This window comes from Streptomyces sp. NBC_00353, assembly GCF_036108815.1.
Classification (GTDB): Bacteria; Actinomycetota; Actinomycetes; order Streptomycetales; family Streptomycetaceae; genus Streptomyces.
Map to the genome: position 1 here is coordinate 342,165 of NZ_CP107985.1, position 18,556 is coordinate 360,720.

General features: G+C 68.9%; 18 protein-coding genes and 3 pseudogenes. 10 read left to right on the forward strand and 11 right to left on the reverse strand.

The genetic code is table 11. The annotated features are described in order from the left end of the window. Nucleotides 1–393: 393 nt before the first annotated feature. Complete coding sequence (locus OHA88_RS01560) at nucleotides 394–795, reverse strand: tautomerase family protein (RefSeq protein WP_328623870.1); 402 nt, start codon at nucleotides 793–795, stop codon at nucleotides 394–396. Between the two features lie 146 nt (nucleotides 796–941). Next, nucleotides 942–1,739 (reverse strand): acetoacetate decarboxylase family protein, encoded by a 798-nt coding sequence (locus OHA88_RS01565; protein WP_328623871.1) that lies wholly within the window; start codon nucleotides 1,737–1,739, stop codon nucleotides 942–944. A gap of 110 nt (nucleotides 1,740–1,849) precedes the next feature. Between OHA88_RS01565 and OHA88_RS01570 the strand changes: the two genes are divergently transcribed. Further along, the gene (locus tag OHA88_RS01570; protein ID WP_328623872.1) at nucleotides 1,850–2,476 is read left to right on the forward strand and encodes a TetR/AcrR family transcriptional regulator; all 627 of its coding nucleotides are present in this window, start codon (nucleotides 1,850–1,852) and stop codon (nucleotides 2,474–2,476) included. A 327-nt stretch (nucleotides 2,477–2,803) separates the two neighbouring features. Here OHA88_RS01570 and OHA88_RS01575 read toward each other — a convergent pair whose 3' ends face one another. After that, complete coding sequence (locus tag OHA88_RS01575) at nucleotides 2,804–3,739, reverse strand: LysR family transcriptional regulator (RefSeq protein WP_328623873.1); 936 nt, start codon at nucleotides 3,737–3,739, stop codon at nucleotides 2,804–2,806. Nucleotides 3,740–3,872: 133 nt separating this feature from the next. On the opposite strand from OHA88_RS01575, the gene OHA88_RS01580 reads away from it, so the two are divergent. The 3 genes from OHA88_RS01580 to OHA88_RS01590 all read left to right on the forward strand — a co-directional run bounded on the left by OHA88_RS01580 (nucleotide 3,873) and on the right by OHA88_RS01590 (nucleotide 7,690). Further along, nucleotides 3,873–5,135, forward strand: coding sequence for an MFS transporter (locus OHA88_RS01580; protein ID WP_328623874.1), 1,263 nt, complete (start codon nucleotides 3,873–3,875; stop codon nucleotides 5,133–5,135). Between the two features lie 251 nt (nucleotides 5,136–5,386). Next, a complete protein-coding gene (locus OHA88_RS01585) occupies nucleotides 5,387–6,007 on the forward strand; it encodes a hypothetical protein (RefSeq protein WP_328623875.1) in 621 nt (206 codons plus the stop codon). A 189-nt stretch (nucleotides 6,008–6,196) separates the two neighbouring features. Then, on the forward strand, nucleotides 6,197–7,690 hold the full coding sequence (locus OHA88_RS01590) for a PepSY-associated TM helix domain-containing protein (RefSeq protein WP_328623876.1): 1,494 nt from the start codon (nucleotides 6,197–6,199) through the stop codon (nucleotides 7,688–7,690). A 544-nt stretch (nucleotides 7,691–8,234) separates the two neighbouring features. Here OHA88_RS01590 and OHA88_RS01595 read toward each other — a convergent pair. Then, nucleotides 8,235–8,999, reverse strand: a complete 765-nt coding sequence (locus tag OHA88_RS01595; protein ID WP_328623877.1) for an SDR family oxidoreductase — start codon at nucleotides 8,997–8,999, stop codon at nucleotides 8,235–8,237. A 38-nt stretch (nucleotides 9,000–9,037) separates the two neighbouring features. After that, nucleotides 9,038–9,997 carry an NADP-dependent oxidoreductase gene (locus OHA88_RS01600; RefSeq protein WP_328623878.1) on the reverse strand — a complete coding sequence of 320 codons (960 nt, stop codon included), beginning with the start codon at nucleotides 9,995–9,997 and terminating at the stop codon, nucleotides 9,038–9,040. A 202-nt stretch (nucleotides 9,998–10,199) separates the two neighbouring features. Between OHA88_RS01600 and OHA88_RS01605 the strand changes: the two genes are divergently transcribed. Both OHA88_RS01605 and OHA88_RS44405 read left to right on the forward strand, forming a co-directional pair. Beyond that, nucleotides 10,200–10,592 carry a winged helix-turn-helix transcriptional regulator gene (locus OHA88_RS01605; RefSeq protein ID WP_326601045.1) on the forward strand — a complete coding sequence of 131 codons (393 nt, stop codon included), beginning with the start codon at nucleotides 10,200–10,202 and terminating at the stop codon, nucleotides 10,590–10,592. A 513-nt stretch (nucleotides 10,593–11,105) separates the two neighbouring features. Next, nucleotides 11,106–11,339 (forward strand): annotated as a pseudogene (locus OHA88_RS44405) (DUF6188 family protein); the annotation flags it as partial. A gap of 156 nt (nucleotides 11,340–11,495) precedes the next feature. On the opposite strand, the pseudogene OHA88_RS01610 reads toward OHA88_RS44405, so the two are convergent. Then, nucleotides 11,496–11,615, reverse strand: a pseudogene (locus OHA88_RS01610) (AraC family transcriptional regulator); the annotation flags it as partial. 173 nt (nucleotides 11,616–11,788) lie between these two features. On the opposite strand from OHA88_RS01610, the gene OHA88_RS01615 reads away from it, so the two are divergent. Further along, entirely contained in the window at nucleotides 11,789–12,073 is a 285-nt protein-coding gene (locus OHA88_RS01615) for a hypothetical protein (RefSeq protein ID WP_327238948.1), read from the forward strand. 175 nt (nucleotides 12,074–12,248) lie between these two features. Here OHA88_RS01615 and OHA88_RS01620 read toward each other — a convergent pair whose 3' ends face one another. The 3 genes from OHA88_RS01620 to OHA88_RS01630 form a co-directional block, all read right to left on the reverse strand. Continuing rightward, nucleotides 12,249–12,488: a hypothetical protein gene (locus OHA88_RS01620; RefSeq protein WP_328623879.1), complete on the reverse strand. Its 240-nt coding sequence runs from the start codon at nucleotides 12,486–12,488 to the stop codon at nucleotides 12,249–12,251. A gap of 105 nt (nucleotides 12,489–12,593) precedes the next feature. Then, the gene (locus OHA88_RS01625; RefSeq protein ID WP_328629554.1) at nucleotides 12,594–12,980 is read right to left on the reverse strand and encodes an alpha/beta fold hydrolase; all 387 of its coding nucleotides are present in this window, start codon (nucleotides 12,978–12,980) and stop codon (nucleotides 12,594–12,596) included. Nucleotides 12,981–12,986: 6 nt separating this feature from the next. Continuing rightward, nucleotides 12,987–14,267, reverse strand: a complete 1,281-nt coding sequence (locus OHA88_RS01630) for an RNA-guided endonuclease InsQ/TnpB family protein (protein WP_443044148.1) — start codon at nucleotides 14,265–14,267, stop codon at nucleotides 12,987–12,989. Between the two features lie 23 nt (nucleotides 14,268–14,290). Here OHA88_RS01630 and tnpA point away from each other — a divergent pair, with 23 nt between their 5' ends. Then, entirely contained in the window at nucleotides 14,291–14,719 is a 429-nt protein-coding gene (gene tnpA, locus OHA88_RS01635) for an IS200/IS605 family transposase (RefSeq protein WP_328623881.1), read from the forward strand. A gap of 454 nt (nucleotides 14,720–15,173) precedes the next feature. On the opposite strand, the pseudogene OHA88_RS01640 reads toward tnpA, so the two are convergent. Both OHA88_RS01640 and OHA88_RS01645 read right to left on the reverse strand, forming a co-directional pair. Continuing rightward, a pseudogene (locus OHA88_RS01640) lies at nucleotides 15,174–15,524 on the reverse strand (transposase); the annotation flags it as partial. 340 nt (nucleotides 15,525–15,864) lie between these two features. Further along, nucleotides 15,865–16,530, reverse strand: coding sequence for a DUF4097 family beta strand repeat-containing protein (locus OHA88_RS01645; protein WP_328623882.1), 666 nt, complete (start codon nucleotides 16,528–16,530; stop codon nucleotides 15,865–15,867). Nucleotides 16,531–16,767: 237 nt separating this feature from the next. Between OHA88_RS01645 and OHA88_RS44410 the strand changes: the two genes are divergently transcribed. Next, entirely contained in the window at nucleotides 16,768–17,523 is a 756-nt protein-coding gene (locus OHA88_RS44410; RefSeq protein ID WP_425898578.1) for a helix-turn-helix domain-containing protein, read from the forward strand. 261 nt (nucleotides 17,524–17,784) lie between these two features. Then, the gene (gene thpR, locus OHA88_RS01660; RefSeq protein ID WP_328623883.1) at nucleotides 17,785–18,381 is read left to right on the forward strand and encodes an RNA 2',3'-cyclic phosphodiesterase; all 597 of its coding nucleotides are present in this window, start codon (nucleotides 17,785–17,787) and stop codon (nucleotides 18,379–18,381) included. Nucleotides 18,382–18,556: the final 175 nt, after the last annotated feature.

An 18,556-nucleotide genomic window follows, 5' to 3' on the forward strand; every position in this document is an offset into this window, starting at 1 on the left:
CTCCGAGAGCGGTTTGCTCCCACTTGATGTGACCCCCGAGCGGCAAGGATGGTTGTGCCGGCTGCACACAGAGATGCCGGGTGAACCTATGGTCCCAGCGGCTCCCGCAGCCCCTGGTACGCGTGGACGAGGAACGCCCCGAACGCGCACGCCATCAGGGTCGGTACGACAGCGATCACGGCCACCGCGGCCGGCATCCGGTCTTCGGCAACGACAGCTGGGCGGACTGCCTGGCAGCTCGCCGAAACTGGGACATGACCGCCGTCCGGAAGCGGTTGCCGGTGGTAGTGGATCGAGTTTCGGTACCGCGGAATCGTTCCTCTGGTCCCCCGGCCGCCGGGTGGCGACGCTACGTCGGATAAGGACCCACGGGCTGTCGTCCCGGCCGCGGCTTTACGCCTCGTGCTGTCTCAGCCATTCCTTCTCCTGCCCCGGGTCGGGCAGGACGTGGCCGGCTTCGACCGCGGAACGCGCGGGACTGTCCTGGATCACTACCAGGATGCGGCGTTCGGGTATCCCGGTGATGCGGGAAGCGGCCGCCGACAGTTCGAGTGCCAGGCGGGTCGTCTCCTCCTGCGGGTGGCCCCGGCGTGCCCAGCCGCCGATCAGGAGCGGCGCCCCGGGTTGTCCACCGACGTAGACGCTGTCCTGGGGCAGTTCGGAGAAGACCACGTTGACGTAGGCGGGCGGGACGTGATTGACCTCGGCGTGGATCCGGGTGATCTCGGCGGCCAGGTCGCCTTTGACGCCGGCCCTCAGCGTTCCCTGGGCGGTGGTGCAGGTGTAGATGGGCATGTCGAATCCTGAGCTGTGGGAGCTGTGAGAGCTGTGGGCGTGCCCCCCAAGGCATCGGGGGGCACGGCTGCGTGGGGATGGTTCGTGGTGCAGGAGGGACCCCGGGGTGAGGGCCGGCGGCGGGGCGCTCGTGGCGTGCGGGGTGGTCAGTTGCTGTGGTCGGCGAGGGACTTGAGGTCGGTGACGGTGTAGGCGAGGTCGAAGTGGAATCCCTTGCCGGTGCGCTGGATGGGCAGGTCGGCAAGTTCTTCGCCGTGGGCGGGGAGGAAGGCGAGGTCGGCGGTGCCGACCCAGGCGTCGCTGATGGCGGTGTCGTCCAGGACGGACATGACCAGTTCGTGGACGGCGGGCTTGTCGTGCTGTCCGGCGGCCAGGCGGGGGAAGTGGCGGAGGTTGATCACGGGGCGGTTCATCAGGGCGGTGGGGTCAGGGACCGGCTGTTCCAGGGTGATCTTGGCTTCGGCGATGCGCTGTCCGGCCGCGGAGGCGGTGGCGCCGAACTGTCCGCCTGGACCGAGGACCGGGGTGCCGGGGCCGCCGACGGAGTAGGCGCGGGTCTGGTGGACGGCGCCGAGCTTCTTGGGGAAGCCCTGGACCCAGCCACGGGCCATGGCGGAGTCGTTGTCGACGTAGATGTAGGGGCACCACGCCACGGGGGTGTCGTTGTAGCGGGCGTCCAGGGTGATCAAGAACTCCCGGTACTGCGAGCGTGCGGGGTCCAGGTACTCCAGGCCGGTGGAGGAGTACTGCCAGTCGATGAACATCGCGACGCCGCGGCCGGCGGAGTCCGGGTCCGGGGTCAGGCCCTCGGGCAGAGTCGCCGCGGCGGCGGCCGGGTCGGTGAAGAACTCCACGCCCACCACGGTGCCGGCGTAGTGCCACGGCGGGGCGGGCGCCAGGTTCGCGATGCCACGGGGAGACAGGGGGACGGTGTAACCCTTCATGCCATGTCCTTCGGGAAGAGACAGACCGAAACGATACGTATCGTTTCATCGATGGACGCGACGGTAGCACGCCTTGACCCATGAGTGAAACGATACGTATCGTTCTACTCATGGCACTCGTCTTCTCCTCAGGTTCGGTTACCGGCGGGCCGCGTTCTGTTTCAAAGATCCTCGACGCGACACGGGGTGTCCTGTCGGGACAGGGGTACCCGGCGCTGACCATCGAAGCCGTCGCGGCGGCCGCGGGCGTCGGCAAATCGACCATCTACCGCTGGTGGCCCAGCAAGGAGGCGCTCGTCGCCGACGCGCTCGCCGAGATCTTCCGCGCCGAGGAGATCCCCGATGAGGGCGACACCCACGCCGAACTGCGCCACGCCGTCGACATGACCATCGACAACTACGCCAACGAGGACATGGCCGCCTCACTGCCCGCACTGGCCGGCGGCCTTCTCCCCCACCCCGAACTCATGGCTCGGTTCCGGGAGGCTTTCCTGTCCCGCAAACGCGAGAACATCGCCGCAGCACTGCGCCGCGGAATCCAACGCGGCGACCTGCCCCACAACCTCGACACCGACCTCGTTCAGGACATTTGGGCCGGCACCATCCTCTACCGACGACTCATGACCGGCTCCCCCCTCGACGCCGACCTCGCCGAACACCTTGTCCGACTCGTCACCAACACTCCCCCGCTGCTCCCTCACCGAGAAGCAGAAGTGCGTCCAATCACGGACCCGTGAACCGGGCCACTGCGCTCGAGCTGCGATTCGGATGGGCGATCCACCGCCGCCGGCTTCGGTCCGCCGATGCTCAGTGGGACCGTCGAGGCCCGGCTCCTCTTCCCTCACGTGCGGCATGCGCAAGAAGAGGGCGTCGAAGCCCCGCACCGTGAGGGGAGAGGGTGACCGTTGGGCTCTCGTCCCCGGTGTACCTTGCCCAGTCCACTCCAGGGAGTCCGGGAACGTCAGGTGCTGCGGTGCGGGCGGGGCGGTATTCCTGTACTGCGGTGTCCGCCCTGCTGTCACCGTCCGTCGATCCGGCCACGATGCTCGAAGACGCGGCGGCGTTCAGCGCGCAGTCACCCAGCTCGGCGCCCAGGTCCCGGTGGCGTCGTGGCCGGCCGTTGTGGCGGCGAGGTGGGCGCGGAGGGTGGTCAGCGCCGGGTGGGGGTTGTCGCGGTGCCACAGGAGCGAGTGCGGGTAGACGGGCGTCGGGTCGGTCACCGGGATGCGGCGCAGGCCGTGGTCGGTGGGCCAGACGAGGCGGGTGTGCTCGCCCATGAAGGTGGCCAGGGCCGGGGTGTCGGCGATGGTGTCCAGGAGCGCGTCGGAGCCGAAGTTGGGGCCGGTCGCCTCGATGGTGAGGCCGAACTCGGCGACGAGGTCGTCGTAGTAGGCGGCCCACTCGGTACCGGGGACGATGCCGGGCATCCAGATCCGGTGTCCGGTGAGCTGAGCGAGGGGCACCGACCGGGCGCCCGCCAGCGCGTGGGCGGGGCCGGTGAGGAGCTGGAGCGGTTCGTCGAGCACCCGGACGGACTCGATGTCCTCGGGAAGGGGCCGGCCGGGTACGGCGACGGCGCGGAAGGACGCGTCGATCGCACCGGACCGGATGGCGGCGACGGCTGTCTCGATGTCGAACAGCATCACCACGTCGAGGTCGATCTCGGGGTGTGCGCGGTGGAAGCCGCGCAGCAGGCCCGCCGCCGCGCCGCGCGAGGCGATCACGTCGACGCGCAGCGGACGGCGGCCGGTGCGCACGGACGCGACCGCGCGCTCGGCGACGCGCAGCAGCTCGCGTGCGTGGGGCAGGAACGCCTGCCCGTCGATGGTGAGTTCGGCGCCGCGCGCGGTGCGGGTGAACAGCCGCACGCCGAGGGTGCGCTCCAGCGCGGCGATGCGCTTGGAGACGGCCTGCTGGGTGACCGCGAGCTCGGCGGCGGCCTCCTGGAACTGCCCCGCGTCGGCGGCGGCGACGAAGGTCCGGACGGTGTCGAGATCCATGCAGACACCCTATGGACACAACCATTGGTTGTGGCTGACGGCTCTGTGGTTGTTTGATTCCTGGTTGTGGTGCTCGCTTTGATGCTTCCGATCGCGGATCGGTTGTGCAGGGTGAGTGCGAGGGGCATCGGGCATGAGGAGCGGGCACCGGCTGGGACATCTGCTCGGACATCGGCTGGGGCCGCAGTTCGGGTGGCTCTGGGGAGCGTACGGGACCAGTGCGCTCGGCACGTGGCTCGCCTTCGGCGCGTTCCCGCTGATCGCCATCCAGGTGCTGCACGCCGGGCCGGCCGAGGTCGCCGCGCTCTCCTGCGTGGGGGCTGCGGTGGGCGCGGCCGTGGCGGTGCCGCTCGGCCCGTGGGTGGAGTTCCGCCGCAAGCGGCCGGTGCTGATCGCGATGGACCTGGTGCGGTTCGCGGCGCTGCTGACGATCCCTGCCGCGTTCGCGCTCGGCGTCCTCACGTTCCTTCAGCTCCTGCTGGTCTCGGTCGTCGTCGCGGCGGCCGACATCACCTTCCGCGCCGCCTCCGGCGCGTATCTCAAGACGCTGCTGCCGGCCGAGGACCTGCTCGTCGCCAACGCCCGGTTCGAGTCCACGACCTGGACGACCACGATCATCGGACCGCCGCTGGGCGGCGCGGCGATCGGGCTCCTCGGTCCGGTGGCGACGGTGGTGGCCGATGCGGTCAGCTACCTGCTCTCGGCCCTGGGTATCCGCGCGACGGGCGGGCACGAGCAGCGGCCCGAGCGCCGGGAGGCCGCGCGCATGCGGGCCGGGGACCTGCTCGACGGCTGGCGGTACATCCTCGCCGACGCGACGCTGCGTCCGCTGTTCTTCAACACCGCCTTGTTCAACGGCCTGGTGATGGCCGCCCAGCCGCTGCTGGCCGTCCTGATGCTCGGCCGACTCGGGTTCGCACCGTGGCAGTACGGCCTCGCCTTCGCCGCGCCCTCGATCGGCGGGCTGCTCGGTTCGCGGCTGGCCCGGCCGCTCGTCGCCCGGTTCGGCCGGCACCAGGTCCTGGTCGTGGCCGGGGCGCTGCGCGCGCTCTGGCCCGTCGGCCTGGCCTTCCTGGGGCCGGGCGCCGGCGGGCTGCTGCTGGTGATGGGCGTCGAGCTCGGGCTCATCTTCTGCTGCGGGGTCTTCAACCCCGTCTGCGCCACCTACCGCCTCGAGCGCACCGCGACCGACCGGGTCGCCCGCACACTGTCCGCCTGGGCGGTGACGACCAAGGCCACGACCGCGCTCCTGACGGCTGTCTGGGGCGTGCTGGGCGGCCTTCTCGGCCCGCGTACGGCCATCGGCCTGGCCGGCGTGCTCCTGCTGGCGACTCCGTTGCTGCTCCCCCGCCGCGCGACAGCGCTTCTCTCCGAGCCGGAGCCGAGCCGTACCTGACGGGCCGCCACGGCCGTCGTCGCGATCGGGCTGCGCCGCCCCTTTTTTGAAGGTGCGTGACTTTCCGGCGGTCAGGGAGCCTGCTTGCCGGCGCAGTTGGGCGCAAGTTGTGGCCTCGGGTGCGGGAGCAGCATCCGGTACGCGCAGGCGCTTGGGCCCGCCGAGGGTGACGAACGGGGGCCCTTGTTGGTCACGGTGAGGGGCTCGGCGGTCTGTCGCCATTTCGGTGTTGAATGGCACCATTGCTGCTCATGACGTCCGGGCCCGTCTTCCGCCTCGCGCGTGCCGCGGTGTTCGCGGCCGTGTGTGTGGCGGCGGCGGGCCTTGGTCACGCCCTGATGTTACGGACGGTGCCGGGTTGGGCGGTGGGGTATGCGTTCGCCGCCACGACCGCCGGAGCCTGGTGGGTGGCCGGACGCGGTGAGCGCGGTGCCTCAGCGGTGACAGGCGCCACGGTAGTGGCGCAGTTCGCCCTGCACGGCTGGTTCAGCCTTGCTCAGGCCTTCGCCGCCGCGCCCACCAGTACCGGCGAGATGGCTGTTGGCCATCAGGCCATGGATGCGATGCCCATGACCTCCGCAGCCATGGGGGGCTGGTCCACCGGCATGGCCTTGGCCCACGTCCTCGCCGCAGTGCTGTGCGGGCTATGGCTTTGGCGCGGCGAGGCTGCGGCTTTCCAGCTCGCCCGCTCCCTGGCCCTGTTCGTCTTCGCTCCCCTGCACAGGGCCTGGCGCGTCCACGTCGCCGTCAGTACACCCCCGGCCCCCGCAAGCCCCGCGTCCTTCCACATCCCCTCGCGCTTGCCCCATCAGGCAGCCCTGTGGCACAGCGTCACGCGGCGGGGCCCACCGAAGGCGGCGATCTGCTTCTGACCGTCCGTCCCGCTCTGTCGCGGTGACGGGCGCAGTCCGGCGTGCCCGCACGCACCGCCTGCCCGGCGCCCTTCGGGCGCTTCGGCTGCGGCAGCCGTGTCACGCCGTACCGCCTTTGTGGCGGACCGAATCGTTGACTTCGCGGGCGCCCGCGCCCTTGCGCGCCGGGTGCCGATTGGGGATGCACGCATGTCTTCAACACAGGAACAAGCACCGAGGGACGACCGCGGTGAGGCCGTAACGGCCGTGGTGGAAGCTGCCGGCCCCACCGGGCCGTCGCCCGCCGCGGAGGCCGGCGCCTCGCAGCCAGGTCGTTCGTGGAGGGGTGTACGAGCGCTGCTCGTGCGGCTGCACTTCTACGCCGGGGTATTCGTCGCCCCCTTTCTGCTCGTGGCCGCGCTGACCGGGCTGGCGTACACCTTCACGCCCCAGCTCGACCAGCTCGTCTACGGCGACCAGCTCCGGGTGGAGCAGGTCGGCAACGGGCCGCGCCCGCTCACGGAACAGATCGCGGCGGCCCGGGACGCCCACCCGGAAGGCACGCTGGCTTCGGTGATCACCCCGCCCGGACCGGAGGACACCACGCGGGTGGTGCTGTCGCTGCCGGAGCTGGGCGACAAACAGCGCACCGTCTTCGTCGACCCCTACACCGCCAAGGTCCAGGGCGAACTGACGACCTGGTACGGCTCGACGCCTCTCACCACATGGCTGGACGACCTGCACCGCAATCTGCACCTCGGTGAGACCGGCCGGCTCTACTCGGAGGTCGCCGCGAGCTGGCTCTGGGTGATCGTCGCAGGGGGGCTTGTCCTGTGGCTGGGACGCGCCCGGGGACAGCGCGTCAGGTCGGCGCGCGGCGTTCTGCTGCCCGATCGCTCCGCCCGGGGCGTACGGCGTACTCGCAGTCGGCACGCGGCCACCGGCGTGTGGCTCGCTATCGGCCTGTTCTTCCTCAGCGCCACCGGCCTGACCTGGTCCCACTACGCCGGCGACCACTTCGGGCAGCTGCTGGATGCAGCCAAGGGCCAGGCGCCGGAGCTGGTCACCACGCTGCCCGGCGGGGCCGAGACAACCGAGGGCGAGCACGCGGGGCACGCCGGGCACGGCACGGGCCACGACTCGGCGTCGACGGACCCCGCTGATTTCGACGCAGTCCTCGCTGTGGCGCGCGACGCCGGGCTGGGCGGCCGGGTGGAGTTGACGCCGCCCGAGGACGCGGTGAGCGCCTGGACCGTGGCTCAGGACGATAACCGCTGGCCGGTGCAGTACGACCAGGTGGCCGTCGACCCCGTCAAGGGTGAGGTCACCGCCGAGAGCCGGTGGTCCGACTATCCCGCCCTGGCCAAGCTCAGCAAGCTCGGCGTCCAAGGCCACATGGGCCTGCTCTTCGGCCTCGCCAACCAGATCCTGCTGGCGCTGATCGCGCTCGGTCTGGTCTTCGTCATTGTGTGGGGTTACCGCATGTGGTGGCAGCGGCGCCCCATGCGTGACGACCGTACGGCGGTCTTCGGCAAGGCTCCGGCACGGGGGACGTGGCGGCAGCTGCCCCTGCCGGTGCTGATCATCGGCGTTCCGGCCGTCGTCGCCCTCGGCTGGGCACTGCCCGTTCTGGGGATCACGCTGATCGGGTTCCTCGTCCTGGACGTGACAGCCGGGCTCGTCCGGCGAGGCCGCGCCGCGTAGCGCCGAAGCCGGGAAGGCCTCATCTGACTCCGGCTCGGCACGCATTGTGCCGGGCCGGAGTCAGATGCCTGCGGCCGGCCCCGCATGATCCTGGGCCCCTACTACGAGTAGCTCGGCTTCACGGTCCTACGGCCGGGGCCCCAGCAACTGGCCAACCGCCGGCCCACGCACTCCCCCACGCCCCGCATCCGGCAGACCGACCCGCTCCTCCACCACCATGCGCTCCCCCGCCACCGAACCGGCCTACGCGTGGCCGGCCTCGCCCCCGGACAAGCCACAGGGAGCAGAAACACCCGTTTCCACGACAGTCAGGCACTCGGGGATGTACCGGCCCACGACAGCGACAGCCACGCCTGACATCACCCACATGTCAGTGGCATCCGCGTCACCCACTCACACCGCCAGCACGAACCCATCAATTTGACGCACCGTCACTGGCGCCACCCCGCTGACACCAGCGGGCGCATCGCAGCCGGTCGCGGTCGGCGCCGGTGCTGCCACTTGCCTTGTGGGCGGCTTTACCCGCAGTACCGTCCGGCATCTGTCATGCGGCGGTCATGCCGCCGTCGATGGCGAGTGCGGCTCCGGTGATGAACGTCGCTTCGTCGCTGAGGAGGAAGGCCACGAACGCCGCGATCTCGTCCGGCTGGGCGATCCGCCCGATCGGGTGCAACGCTCCGGCCACGCGGACGGCCTCTTCCGGCGGCAGGCCCATGTTGTTGCGGAGCAGGGGGGTGTCGACGCCGCCGGTGACGAGCGCGTTGATACGTACGCCGGTAGCGGCCACGTCGAGGGCGGCCGACCGTGTGAGTCCGACGACGCCGTGCTTGGCGGCGCTGTAGGAGGCCATGCCGGGGGCTCCGGTGATTGCGAGGTTGGAGGCGTTGTTCACAATCGCGCCGCCGCCGGATGCTTGCAGCACTGGCAGCTGGTACTTCAGGCTGAAGAAGACACTGCTGAGGTTGAGCGCCAGGTCGGCGTTCCAGGCCGTGCTGTCGATGTCGGTGAGCGGGCCGACGGCGGTGGCCGCGCCGACGTTGTTGAAGGCCCCGTCGAGGCGTCCGTGCCTGTCGACGACCTGCTGGACCAAGTCCGCGACCTCGGCCTCGGCTGTCACGTCGGTGGGTACGAAGACGGCGTCTGCTCCACCGGCGCGCAGTTCGGCGGCCAGCGCGTCGCCGGCCTCCTTGCCACGGGCCGCGAGGACGACCTTTGCGCCCTCGGCGGCGATTCGCCCGGCGGCGGCCCGGCCCATGCCGGAGGTGGCGCCTGTGATGAGGACGACCTTGTTGGTGAAACGTGCTGGCATTGCTGACTACTCCTGTTTTTCTTGGAGTTGGGTGGGATTCAGAAGGTGACGACGAGGCGGCCGCGGACGCCGCCGGCCGCCATCCGGCGGTGCGCGTCACCGGCCTCAACAGGGGAATAGGTCTGCGCGACCCGTGGGATGAGGACGGCCGTCTCGGCGAGTTCCCGGATCTGGTTCAGTTTGTCCGTGCGTCCGAAGTAGTCGGGGACAAACGTCGTCCGCACGGTGATCCTGCCGCTGTTCTCGAGCTCGTAGCCGCCGGGTTCCTCGGCACTGCGGAAGCGGACGAAGGTGCCGCCGTCGCGGACGGTTTCGGACAGTCGTTGACCGAGCAGCGCGACATCGGCGACCGCGTCCACGCCGTCGGGATACCGGGCGCGGAGATGTTCGGCGACGTTGGGTCCTCTGGCCACGATCTCGTCCGCGCCGAATCCGCGGACCAGTTCCTCATCGGCGGGTGCTGCATCGGCTATCACGGTGAGTCCCGCGTGCTTGGCCAGCTGCACCAGATAGCTACCGAGCGTCCCGGCAGCCCCGACGACGGCGAGGACCGATCCCGCCGGGAGGGCCAGCAGGTCGAGCGTCCGCAGTGCGGTGAGTCCGTTCATGGGCAGGGTTGCCGCACTCGCGTGGTCAAAGCCCGCTGGTGCACGAACCACCCAACTGGCCGGCAGTACCCTGTACTCGGCGTAGCCGCCGGCGGCAGTCCCCAGGGGCATGAGCATCGCCATGACCGGGTCGCCCACGCGAAGTTCGGTCCCGGTCGCCGGGCCGACCTCGTCGACCACGCCCGCGATGTCCATCCCGGGAACATACGGGCCCGGAAACTCCCGGAGTCTTTCCGCATGCGCACCTGCTCGCAGCAGTGCGTCCGCCGGATTCACCGCGGCTGCGTGAACGCGCACACGGACCTCACCGGGCCCGGGGTGCGGATCCGGTAGATCGACAACCTGCAGTACGTCCGGTTCGCCGAACTCGTACAGTCCAACGGCTTGCACGTCACGACCCCTAGAGCAGTAACCAATGAATACCTTGTACGTCTTCCGTACCTGGTATCGAGTCTCGCGAACCACACGAAAAGCGACAAGAGGGCACTTCGAAGTGCGCAGGTATCCCGGGGGGAACCACCCCGAGCGAGGTCCGGCGTGACGCGTACCTGGTTCCCCGGCGGTACCCGGTTTCGCTCGTATACTTACTGCTATGACGCAGTCGCTCACGGATCCCGGCGACACAGACCCCGCTCTGTGCGAACAAGGACGCGACCTCATCCGCGACGTGCTGGAACGGATCGGCGACAAGTGGTCCGTAGTCGTGATCTGCAAGCTCGCCGACACCACACGTGGGTTCAACGAACTGCGCCGCCTCAGCAGTCCCATCACCCAGCGGATGCTCAGCGCCACATTGCGCAGGCTGGAGCGCGACGGGCTCGTAACGAGGACCGTCCACAACACCAAGCCCCCACGCGTCGACTACGCCCTCACCCCGCGCGGGCTCAGCTTGCTGAAAATTGTCCAAGCTCTGGCCAGGTGGGCAGAGGACAACGCCGACGGAATCCTGGACTCAAGGACGATCTTCGACGCCGAACAGTTGTGACGGCCTGTCGGAACGAACCCACCGGTGCTCCCAGGGCGTGTTCGTGGTGCCGGCCGGTGGTGGGCTGGGCCAGGTCGCCAGTACCCAGATGGTGTGGTGGCGAGGTTCAGGTCGGTGCAGATCTCTTCGAGGACGCACTGGTTGTACAGCTCGGACAGCGCGACGGTGTACTCAAGCAGGGTGCGGGTGCGGAGCGTGCGCGCGTGCCCCACTGGCCGTCGGTGCGGCGGACCTTGACCGACAAAACGAGATGGTCACGGAGCAGCGGCTGGCCGTCGCGGGACTCGTTGTCTCGTCTCACTCAATCGAGTCGTTTCCTCAACGAACCGAGTCGTTCGGGCTCTGTCTCATCGAACCTGGGCGCGCCACGCCGCCCTGGCGCGGCTCACGTCCCACCCCGCGCATGGGAGGGATCCCATGGCTCTCGACCGTCGAATCGGCCAAGGTGCAGTAGTGAGCACTGAAGAGAGTCCCGTCGAACACGACGACCGGTGGGTCCTAAGCCTTCGCGGGATGAGCGTGACCAAGATCAGTGTGGACTTCAGGCTCGTGCTGGTCGTCGGCTCGGACTGGGAAATCGCATTGGAAGCGCCAGTCAGGCTCTCGTACGGGACAGTGCATGCCAGCCCGTCCGTACTCCTGAATCCGCAGTCACAGGACGTGGCCGCGGCCCTTGCTCTCTTCGGAGCGAGTGTCCTGTCGGTGGTCGCGTTCAAGTCCGGCACCCTGCGTCTCGTTTTCGACACAGGCCACCACCTGACTTGCTCATCCGATCCGTCTTTCGAAGCGTGGCAGGTCACGGGCCCACCCGTCGTCGGGCAACGACCTACGCGAAATGCCTGCTTCGACGAAGCCGTCGACGCCGGTGAGCGGGCTGCGGCGATGCCGGCCGAGGCAGGTGACGTCCGCTTCGGTCCTGTCCAGCGACAGGTGGCCGGGGCGGCTGCGGTACGGGTTCGACGGGAACCACTCCATGAACACATCCCGCCACAGGCCCTGTATCGCATGCGGTCGCATGCCGGCGTCCGGCCGTCGTTCGGCGGAGCGGGCACCGGAGCAGTGCCAAAAGCCGCCATTCGGATCACCGCTGAGGGTCCTTCCGGTGATTGCGGCACGTCTCGCGCACACTGCACGTCCTGCGGCGGGTATGCCGTCTCCGCAGAAGGCGGCCCAGCGATCCAGTCAGGAGATCAGCCATGTATGCAGTGGTTCGGCGGTACGAAGGGGTGACCGATCCGGCCGAGGCGGGGCGCCAGGTGAACGAGGGGTTCCTGCCGCTCCTCCGCCAGGTCCAAGGTTTCGTGGCCTATTACTGGGTCGATGCCGGGGGCGGGGTGATGGTCTCGACGAGTGTCTTCCAGGACCCGTCCGGCGCCGAGGAGTCGACCGATCGGGCGGCGGATTTCGTACGGGACCGCCTCGCCTCCCTGCTCCCCAGCCCTCCCCAGGTCACGGCCGGCGAGGTCGTGGCTCATTCGTAACGGCCTGCCGGAAAGTGGAACGGCCGTGACACCGCGAACCGCGCAGGTCGCCGCGTACGAGCAGCTGCGCCCAGCACAGCCTGCCCACGCTGCCTTCTGCTCGGCCACTCCGCCGCTGCGGTTCGGTGAAACGCCGCCCGACGGCCCGGATGCCGGCAGTCCGCCGGTCGTACCTTCAGCGCCCCCCGCGGTCGAGGGCGGCAACCTCGCGTACGGCCTCGGCGATGGCCTGGAAGTCCTTCTTGAGGATCGCACCGTAGTTGCTGGCGACCTTCGCGCCGATCTGGATGTTCGGGTGGTGGGCGGTCACCGCATCGAGGCTGGTGCGTATCCGTTCCTGCTCATCACCGCGGCTCCCCAAGGACGTCCCCGAAGCGACCACATACCGCACTGGGACGGTGATGTTGTCCAGCACGGGGCCCAGCTCACGCTCGCGGGAGAGTTAGCCGAGCTCGATGTTGCTGTTCGGCGGTCATCCGCGGGGCCAGGCCCGTCGGGCGCAGCAGCGGCAGGAACCAGCTCATCCGCCGGAACAGCTTCCGGATCCGCTGCTCCATGGCCTCGTCGAGCCAGTCGTACGGGAACGCGCCAGGACCGCGCCCAGGGCACGCTCCGGATTCCGGCCGGCCCAGTGCGCCCCGACGAACACCCCGTAGGACCAGCCCACTAGCAGCGCCCGGTCCACGCCCCTGGCCGCGAGAACGGCATCGACGTCCCGGACGGCTGCCTCGAAGGAATAGTCCGCCGAACGCTTCGATTTGCCGCGGGCCCGCTCGTCGTAGGTGATGTGCCGCCGCCCTGTCCCCAGTTCAGTGATGCCCCGCCGCCAGTACCCCTGAGTAGCAGTACCCCTGAGTAGCGAACTGGCCGTTGAGTTGAAGTGCTCTCCTGGCTGAAGCCGGGAGATTCCTGCTTACCTTGCGGCAGCGGGCTTGACGCGCTTCGCGCGCCTGACGACTGCCCTCCCGGCAGCCGGGATGAGCGCGAGGCCCATGCGGTACAGGTGCAAGATGTTCCGGGCTGCGTTGTGGTCGGCGTTGCCCGACCAGCCGCAGTCCGGGTTCTTGCACACGAACACGGCCTGGTCCTCCCGGTTGCCGGGCGTGGTGAAGCCGCACGCTGAGCAGCGTTGGGAGGTGCCGGGGGCGGGGACCTTGTGCAGGGTGCCGCCGAGCTGGGCGGACTTGTACGTCAGCATGGTGACCGTCCGGCCCCATGCCTCCCCGCTGATGGAGCGGTTCAGCCCAGACTTCTGGGCAACGTTCCTCCCCGGCTCCTCGATGGTTCCCCTGGCCGACTTGACCATGTTCGTGATGGTGAGTGCTTCGACCACTACGGTGCCGTACCGCTTAGCGATGACGGTGGTCGTCTGGTGCTGCCAGTCCAGGGCCCGGCGCTTGGCTTTCGCGCGCAGTCCTGCGATCTGGTCGTAGGTGCGGTGCAGCCGGCGGCTGGTGCGCTCGCCGGGCTTGCGGTGCCGCTTACGCTGCGCGGCGCGCTGCTCCAGGTGCAGAAGCCTGGCCTTCTCCTTGCCGGTCAGCCATTCGCCGTGCTCGTACGTTTCGCCGTCCGAGAGGGCCAGCGGCACGGTGACACCCACGTCGATGCCGACGTCCGGCCCCCGGTGAGGCTCGGGCCTGACCTCCAAGGTCTGAACACGGAAGGCGATGTGCCAGCCGAGCGCGTCCTTGACCAGCCGTGCCCCGGTGATCCGGTTCTCCGCGCCTGCACGCTTGCCGACCGGAAGGTCTCGGGTCCACCGGAAGCGGACCCGGCCCACCTTGGGAATGCTGACCACGCCCCAGCGGCGGTGCACACGGACGACGTTCAGGTCCCGGCCCTGCGGGATGTCCACCGACATCACCGTGCGGAAGCGGCCCTTGAAGTTCGGGGCGTCGGCGCGACCCTCCCAGCAGTTCTTCCACGCCTGGAAGTACGTCTTCAGCACGGCCTGCGCGGCCTGGGCCGGCAGCACGGCGAGGAAGTCAATGTCCTTACGTGCCTGACGGATCGCTTCATCCGCGTTCGCGAGCGTCCGCCTCTCCTTCGGCATCATCCGCCACCACGCGTGGAGAAGATTCCACATCGTGCGGGCCGCGTGCGCCTGATCATCCGCCGTGCGAATCCCAGCAGGAGACAGCGAAAGCCGGGCACGGTGCCCGAACTGCCGCTTTACCAGGGTGCCTTGACTCACAACCGAGAGCATAGCATTGGTCTATGTCACCGCGCTGGAAACCCAATCCCGACGTACGCACCGGACGTCACGTCGTCTACAACCTGCACGTTCACTTGGTTTTTCTCACGAAGTACCGGCAGAAGGCGTTCACCGACGCCATGCTGACCCGCACCGAAGAGATCATGCGGGAGGTCTGCGCCGACTTCGAGGCCGAGCTTAAACAGTTCAACGGCGAACAGGACCACGTCCACCTGCTCGTGCACTACCCGCCCAAGGTCCAGCTCTCCAAGCTGGTCAACTCCCTCAAAGGCGTCAGCTCCCGCAGGCTCCGCCAGGAGTACGACAGCCACGTCCGCCGGTACCTGTGGGGCGGACACTTCTGGTCCGGCTCCTACTTCGCAGGATCATGCGACGGGGCACCCCTGACCGTCGTAAAGCAGTACATCGAAAACCAGCAGCGTCCCGTCTGACCGCCACCCCGTCCTTTCCCTCCGGCCGGCACACCCCCTTCTCGTCGCGGTGGATCCAGGCATTCCGCAGCACCTGCACCGCTTCGATCTTGCGCAGCCGGTCCGGAGCCGTGGGGGCGTAGGCTGCCTCCAGCAGGACGAATCCGTCCCGCCCGACCTGCTCTGACCACTGTTCACGGACCTCTTCGCCCTTGGGGAAGCGGTAGTTGTCCACGCGCGGCCCGTAGCGCTCAGCCCACTCGGCTGTGACCAGGCCGGACAGCCATGCCTGGGCCGCGACCGCCACCACCTCCAGTGCGGCTCGCAGCGTCTCACCGACGAACTCCATCCGGTTCAGCGTCCGCACCGCCACGAACACATGCGTGGAATCGGTCCGCTGCCGGCCACCGGCCTTCAGCAGGTCCAGCCCGCGCAGGCGTTCCAGCACCACCTCCAGCGTCGCCTGTTCCAGTCCGTGCTCGATGAGACGGGAACGGAACAGGCTCAGTACGGAAGCTCCGAACCCGGGACCGTACAGCTCCAGGCCGAGCAGGAACTTCCAATCCATCCGGGCCCGCACCTGGTCAGCGGCCTGCCGGTCGGTCAGCCCCTCCGCGCAGTGCAACACCGACACCAAGGCCAACGCCCCCGGCGAGACAGCCGGACGTCCCCGGACGGCGAACGCCCTGGCGAACGCCTCGTCCTCACACAGCGGGCCCAACGCCTCCCGGATCCGCACCGGCAGCGTTCCCTTCGGGAACGCTGCCCGCACCACCCGGGCCGTCGGCTCCGGCACCCCCTGATCAGCCCGTGGCTCCAGCGACATCTCTCTCGGCCCTCCCACTCAAGACCACAACAATCGTGGAGAACCGACGATCCAGCCCTGCCCGAATCACGCATCCCTCAGCAGAGTCCTGAGGGCCGGAGCACTGGCCAAGATCAGGGGCCGTATCGTCAACCGGCACTATGCCGGTCCACTTCGAACTGGTCGAGGAAGTGCTGTCTTCGTCATGTGTTCCCCCTGGTCGTGTGAGAGCGTCTTGTACGGCTTCTCCAGGCCCCGTACGTGGATTGCGGGCACCTTGGGACAAACGGCCGTGTTCTCGGCGACGACCGAGGGTTCTCGATCGCGGTGGGCCCTGCCGGATCGTCCTGGTTCTGCTTCTTCAGAGGCTGCGGGCGGTGATGTCGCCGCGGGAGGTGGTGGCGCGGATGTCGAGTTCGGTGGTGCCATCGTTCTTGAGGGCGTTGCTGACGCGGCCGTAGTCGGTGCCGGCGTCCAGGGCGGCCGAGACGCCGGCGGCGGCGGCGACCGAAATGTTGCCGGACCGGGTGCGGAGCACGACCGTGCCGCGTACGGCCTCGGTGATCCGGATGTCGCCCCTTGCGGTGCTGATCTCCGCGGGGCCGCCCAGCCGGCCGATCTCGACGTCGCCGTCGATCGCGGTGAGGTGGACGCTCGCGGCCTCGTCGATCTTGATCTGGCGGTACGCGCCTTCGAAGGCGATGTCGCCGAGGCGTCCGACGCCGCGGAGCTCGGCGCCGGCGGTCTTGACCTCGATGCGGGAGCCGGCGGGCAGCTGGACGGTGATCTCCAGGGATCCGGAGGGGCCGAAGAGCTGGTTGTCGGGGGTCGGGGCCGTGATCCGCAGGACGCCGTCGGCGTAGGCGACGGCTGTCTGCTCGGCGGTCTTGGTGTCGCGGCTCTTGGAGGGGGTGGCGGGCAGGACCTCGACGGTGGTGTCGGCGCGGTCTGCGGCGATGAACTGGATGCGTCCGGCGGGGATGTCCAGGACGGCGGAGATCGGGGCGGGGGTGTCGAACTTCTGCATCGTGTTCTCCCGTGCTCGCTCGTTGTTTCTGACACTGGAAACGCTACGTTGCTTTCAAGAATCCGACAACGTACCTGTTGCATAGAATTGACATTCACGCAGGTGGATACCGGGAAACTGTTGCAACGACCTTGAGGGTAACGCAACGACGATTGCCCTGATCATTGCAATGGATGAGAAGTGAACGCTATAGTGGGGGGTCAGGGACCGCCACGGAGGATCACCAAGGAGATCGCGATGCCGGGAGGCAGACTCACCCAGCAGGAACGCCAGCAGATCGCGCTGGGGCTGGCCGACAGCCTCCCCTACGCCGAGATCGCCCGGCGCCTCGACCGTCCGACCTCGACGATCACGCGTGAGGTGATGCGCAACGGCGGCCCCACCGCCTACCGCGCCGACCTGGCCCACCGCGCCACCGAACGCCGCGCCCACCGGCGCAGGCCCGCCTCCTCCCGGGGTCCGGAGTCAGTCCCCCAGGCGCACGGGCGCGACGCCGAGGCCGTGGCCGAGTACGAGGAGACGTTCACCACCGTCCTCATGGCTTCGGGCCTGTCGAAGATGGCGGCCCGGGTGCTGACCTGCCTGTTCACCACCGACGCGGGCAGCCTCACCGCGTCCCAGCTCGCCCAGCGCCTCCAGGTCAGCCCGGCGTCCATCTCCAAAGCGATCGCCTTCCTGGAGAGCCAGAGCCTCGTCCGCCGAGAACGCGACGAACGCCGCCGCGACCGCTACGTCGTCGACGACGAACTCTTCTACCAGGCGACGATCGCCAGCGCCCGGGCCAACGACCAGCTCGTCGAAACCGCACGCCAAGGCGTCGCCGTCCTCGGCCCCCACACCCCCGCCGCCACCCGCCTGGAGAACATCGCCCGCTTCCTCGACTTCATCAGCGAAAGCATCACCCGCGCCGCCGAACAGGCCCGCGAAGTCCTCCACACCAGACCCGCAACAACCTCGAACGACACCGCCCAGCCAAGTCCGGACCACGGATAGACAGCCGTCTCGATCGTCACAGCGACGAGACGAAGCCGGCTGCGTCCTCGGGCAATCATTGGGTTCCACCACGGCGGCCGTCCGCGACAGCGCGCGGTTTCGATGTGGCGGGACGTCAGATGGGCTTCAGCTGCGTGCGCAGGAGACAGAACTCGTTGCCCTCGGGGTCGGCAGGACATCGGCTTCCTCGGCACCGCGAGCGTCTCTCCTGCAGTACCTGCGCCGTCGCATCCACCACCCGGGTGCGGTACGAAGTCCGGTGTGAACGATCAGACTCAGCGCGCGACCGTTCGCGTGTTCATCGCCCTCGCCCCGCCCGACCACGCGAAAGAAGAACTAGCCCGGGAGCTGCGCCCCGCCTATGACACACACCCTCACATGCGGTGGAACCGCATCGAGGACTGGCACATCACCCTGGCGTTTCTCGGGGAGCTGCCGGCCGAGACAGTTCCGCTCCTGCGACCGCCTCTCGCCAGCCTTGCAGCGGACCACCAACCACCCTGTTTGGCACTGCGCGGCAGCGGAACCTTCGACGACCGGGTGCTGTGGAGCGGAATCGACGGAGACCTCGATGAGCTGCAGCTGCTCGCCGCCGATGTGCGTACCGCCGTCAAGAACTGCGGGGTCGTCTTCGAGGATCGGCCCCTGCGCCCTCATCTGACGTTGGCCCGTGCCCGCCGAGGAGATCGATCCTCGGCGGGAGAAATCGCCGAGGGGTTCGCCGGCTTCACCGGACGCCGATGGCCCGCCGAGCGTCTGCACCTGGTCGGCAGCAACGTCGGCCGTAGCCGCGGACCGATCCACTACCGCGACATCGAGGCTTGGACCTTCGGCAACGGGAACTCCACCGGGTGTTGAACGAAGCAACGGCGACCTGAGGAAACGTGATCACCTCGGGGGCCCTCCGAGAACGCGCGCATCAGGCCCTGGGTGATCACAGCACCGTGGCGGCGTGGGCCCGGCAGGCGGCAAAGAACGCGGACGGGGCGGCGTACGCCGACGCGGTGCCGGAGTACGCCGCCCTGGAGTGGGA

Excerpts from the sequence above, each read along its gene's own strand:
- OHA88_RS44410 (WP_425898578.1), top strand. The coding sequence starts at position 16,768 with ATGCCGGGAGGCAGACTCACCCAGCAGGAACGCCAGCAGATCGCGCTG.
- OHA88_RS01565 (WP_328623871.1), bottom strand. The coding sequence starts at position 1,739 with ATGAAGGGTTACACCGTCCCCCTGTCTCCCCGTGGCATCGCGAACCTG.
- OHA88_RS01585 (WP_328623875.1), top strand. The coding sequence starts at position 5,387 with ATGACGTCCGGGCCCGTCTTCCGCCTCGCGCGTGCCGCGGTGTTCGCG.
- OHA88_RS01560 (WP_328623870.1), bottom strand. The coding sequence starts at position 795 with ATGCCCATCTACACCTGCACCACCGCCCAGGGAACGCTGAGGGCCGGC.
- OHA88_RS01570 (WP_328623872.1), top strand. The coding sequence starts at position 1,850 with ATGGCACTCGTCTTCTCCTCAGGTTCGGTTACCGGCGGGCCGCGTTCT.
- OHA88_RS01645 (WP_328623882.1), bottom strand. The coding sequence starts at position 16,530 with ATGCAGAAGTTCGACACCCCCGCCCCGATCTCCGCCGTCCTGGACATC.
- OHA88_RS01590 (WP_328623876.1), top strand. The coding sequence starts at position 6,197 with ATGTCTTCAACACAGGAACAAGCACCGAGGGACGACCGCGGTGAGGCC.
- tnpA (WP_328623881.1), top strand. The coding sequence starts at position 14,291 with ATGTCACCGCGCTGGAAACCCAATCCCGACGTACGCACCGGACGTCAC.
- OHA88_RS01575 (WP_328623873.1), bottom strand. The coding sequence starts at position 3,739 with ATGGATCTCGACACCGTCCGGACCTTCGTCGCCGCCGCCGACGCGGGG.
- OHA88_RS01595 (WP_328623877.1), bottom strand. The coding sequence starts at position 8,999 with ATGCCAGCACGTTTCACCAACAAGGTCGTCCTCATCACAGGCGCCACC.
- OHA88_RS01580 (WP_328623874.1), top strand. The coding sequence starts at position 3,873 with ATGAGGAGCGGGCACCGGCTGGGACATCTGCTCGGACATCGGCTGGGG.
- OHA88_RS01615 (WP_327238948.1), top strand. The coding sequence starts at position 11,789 with ATGTATGCAGTGGTTCGGCGGTACGAAGGGGTGACCGATCCGGCCGAG.
- OHA88_RS01605 (WP_326601045.1), top strand. The coding sequence starts at position 10,200 with ATGACGCAGTCGCTCACGGATCCCGGCGACACAGACCCCGCTCTGTGC.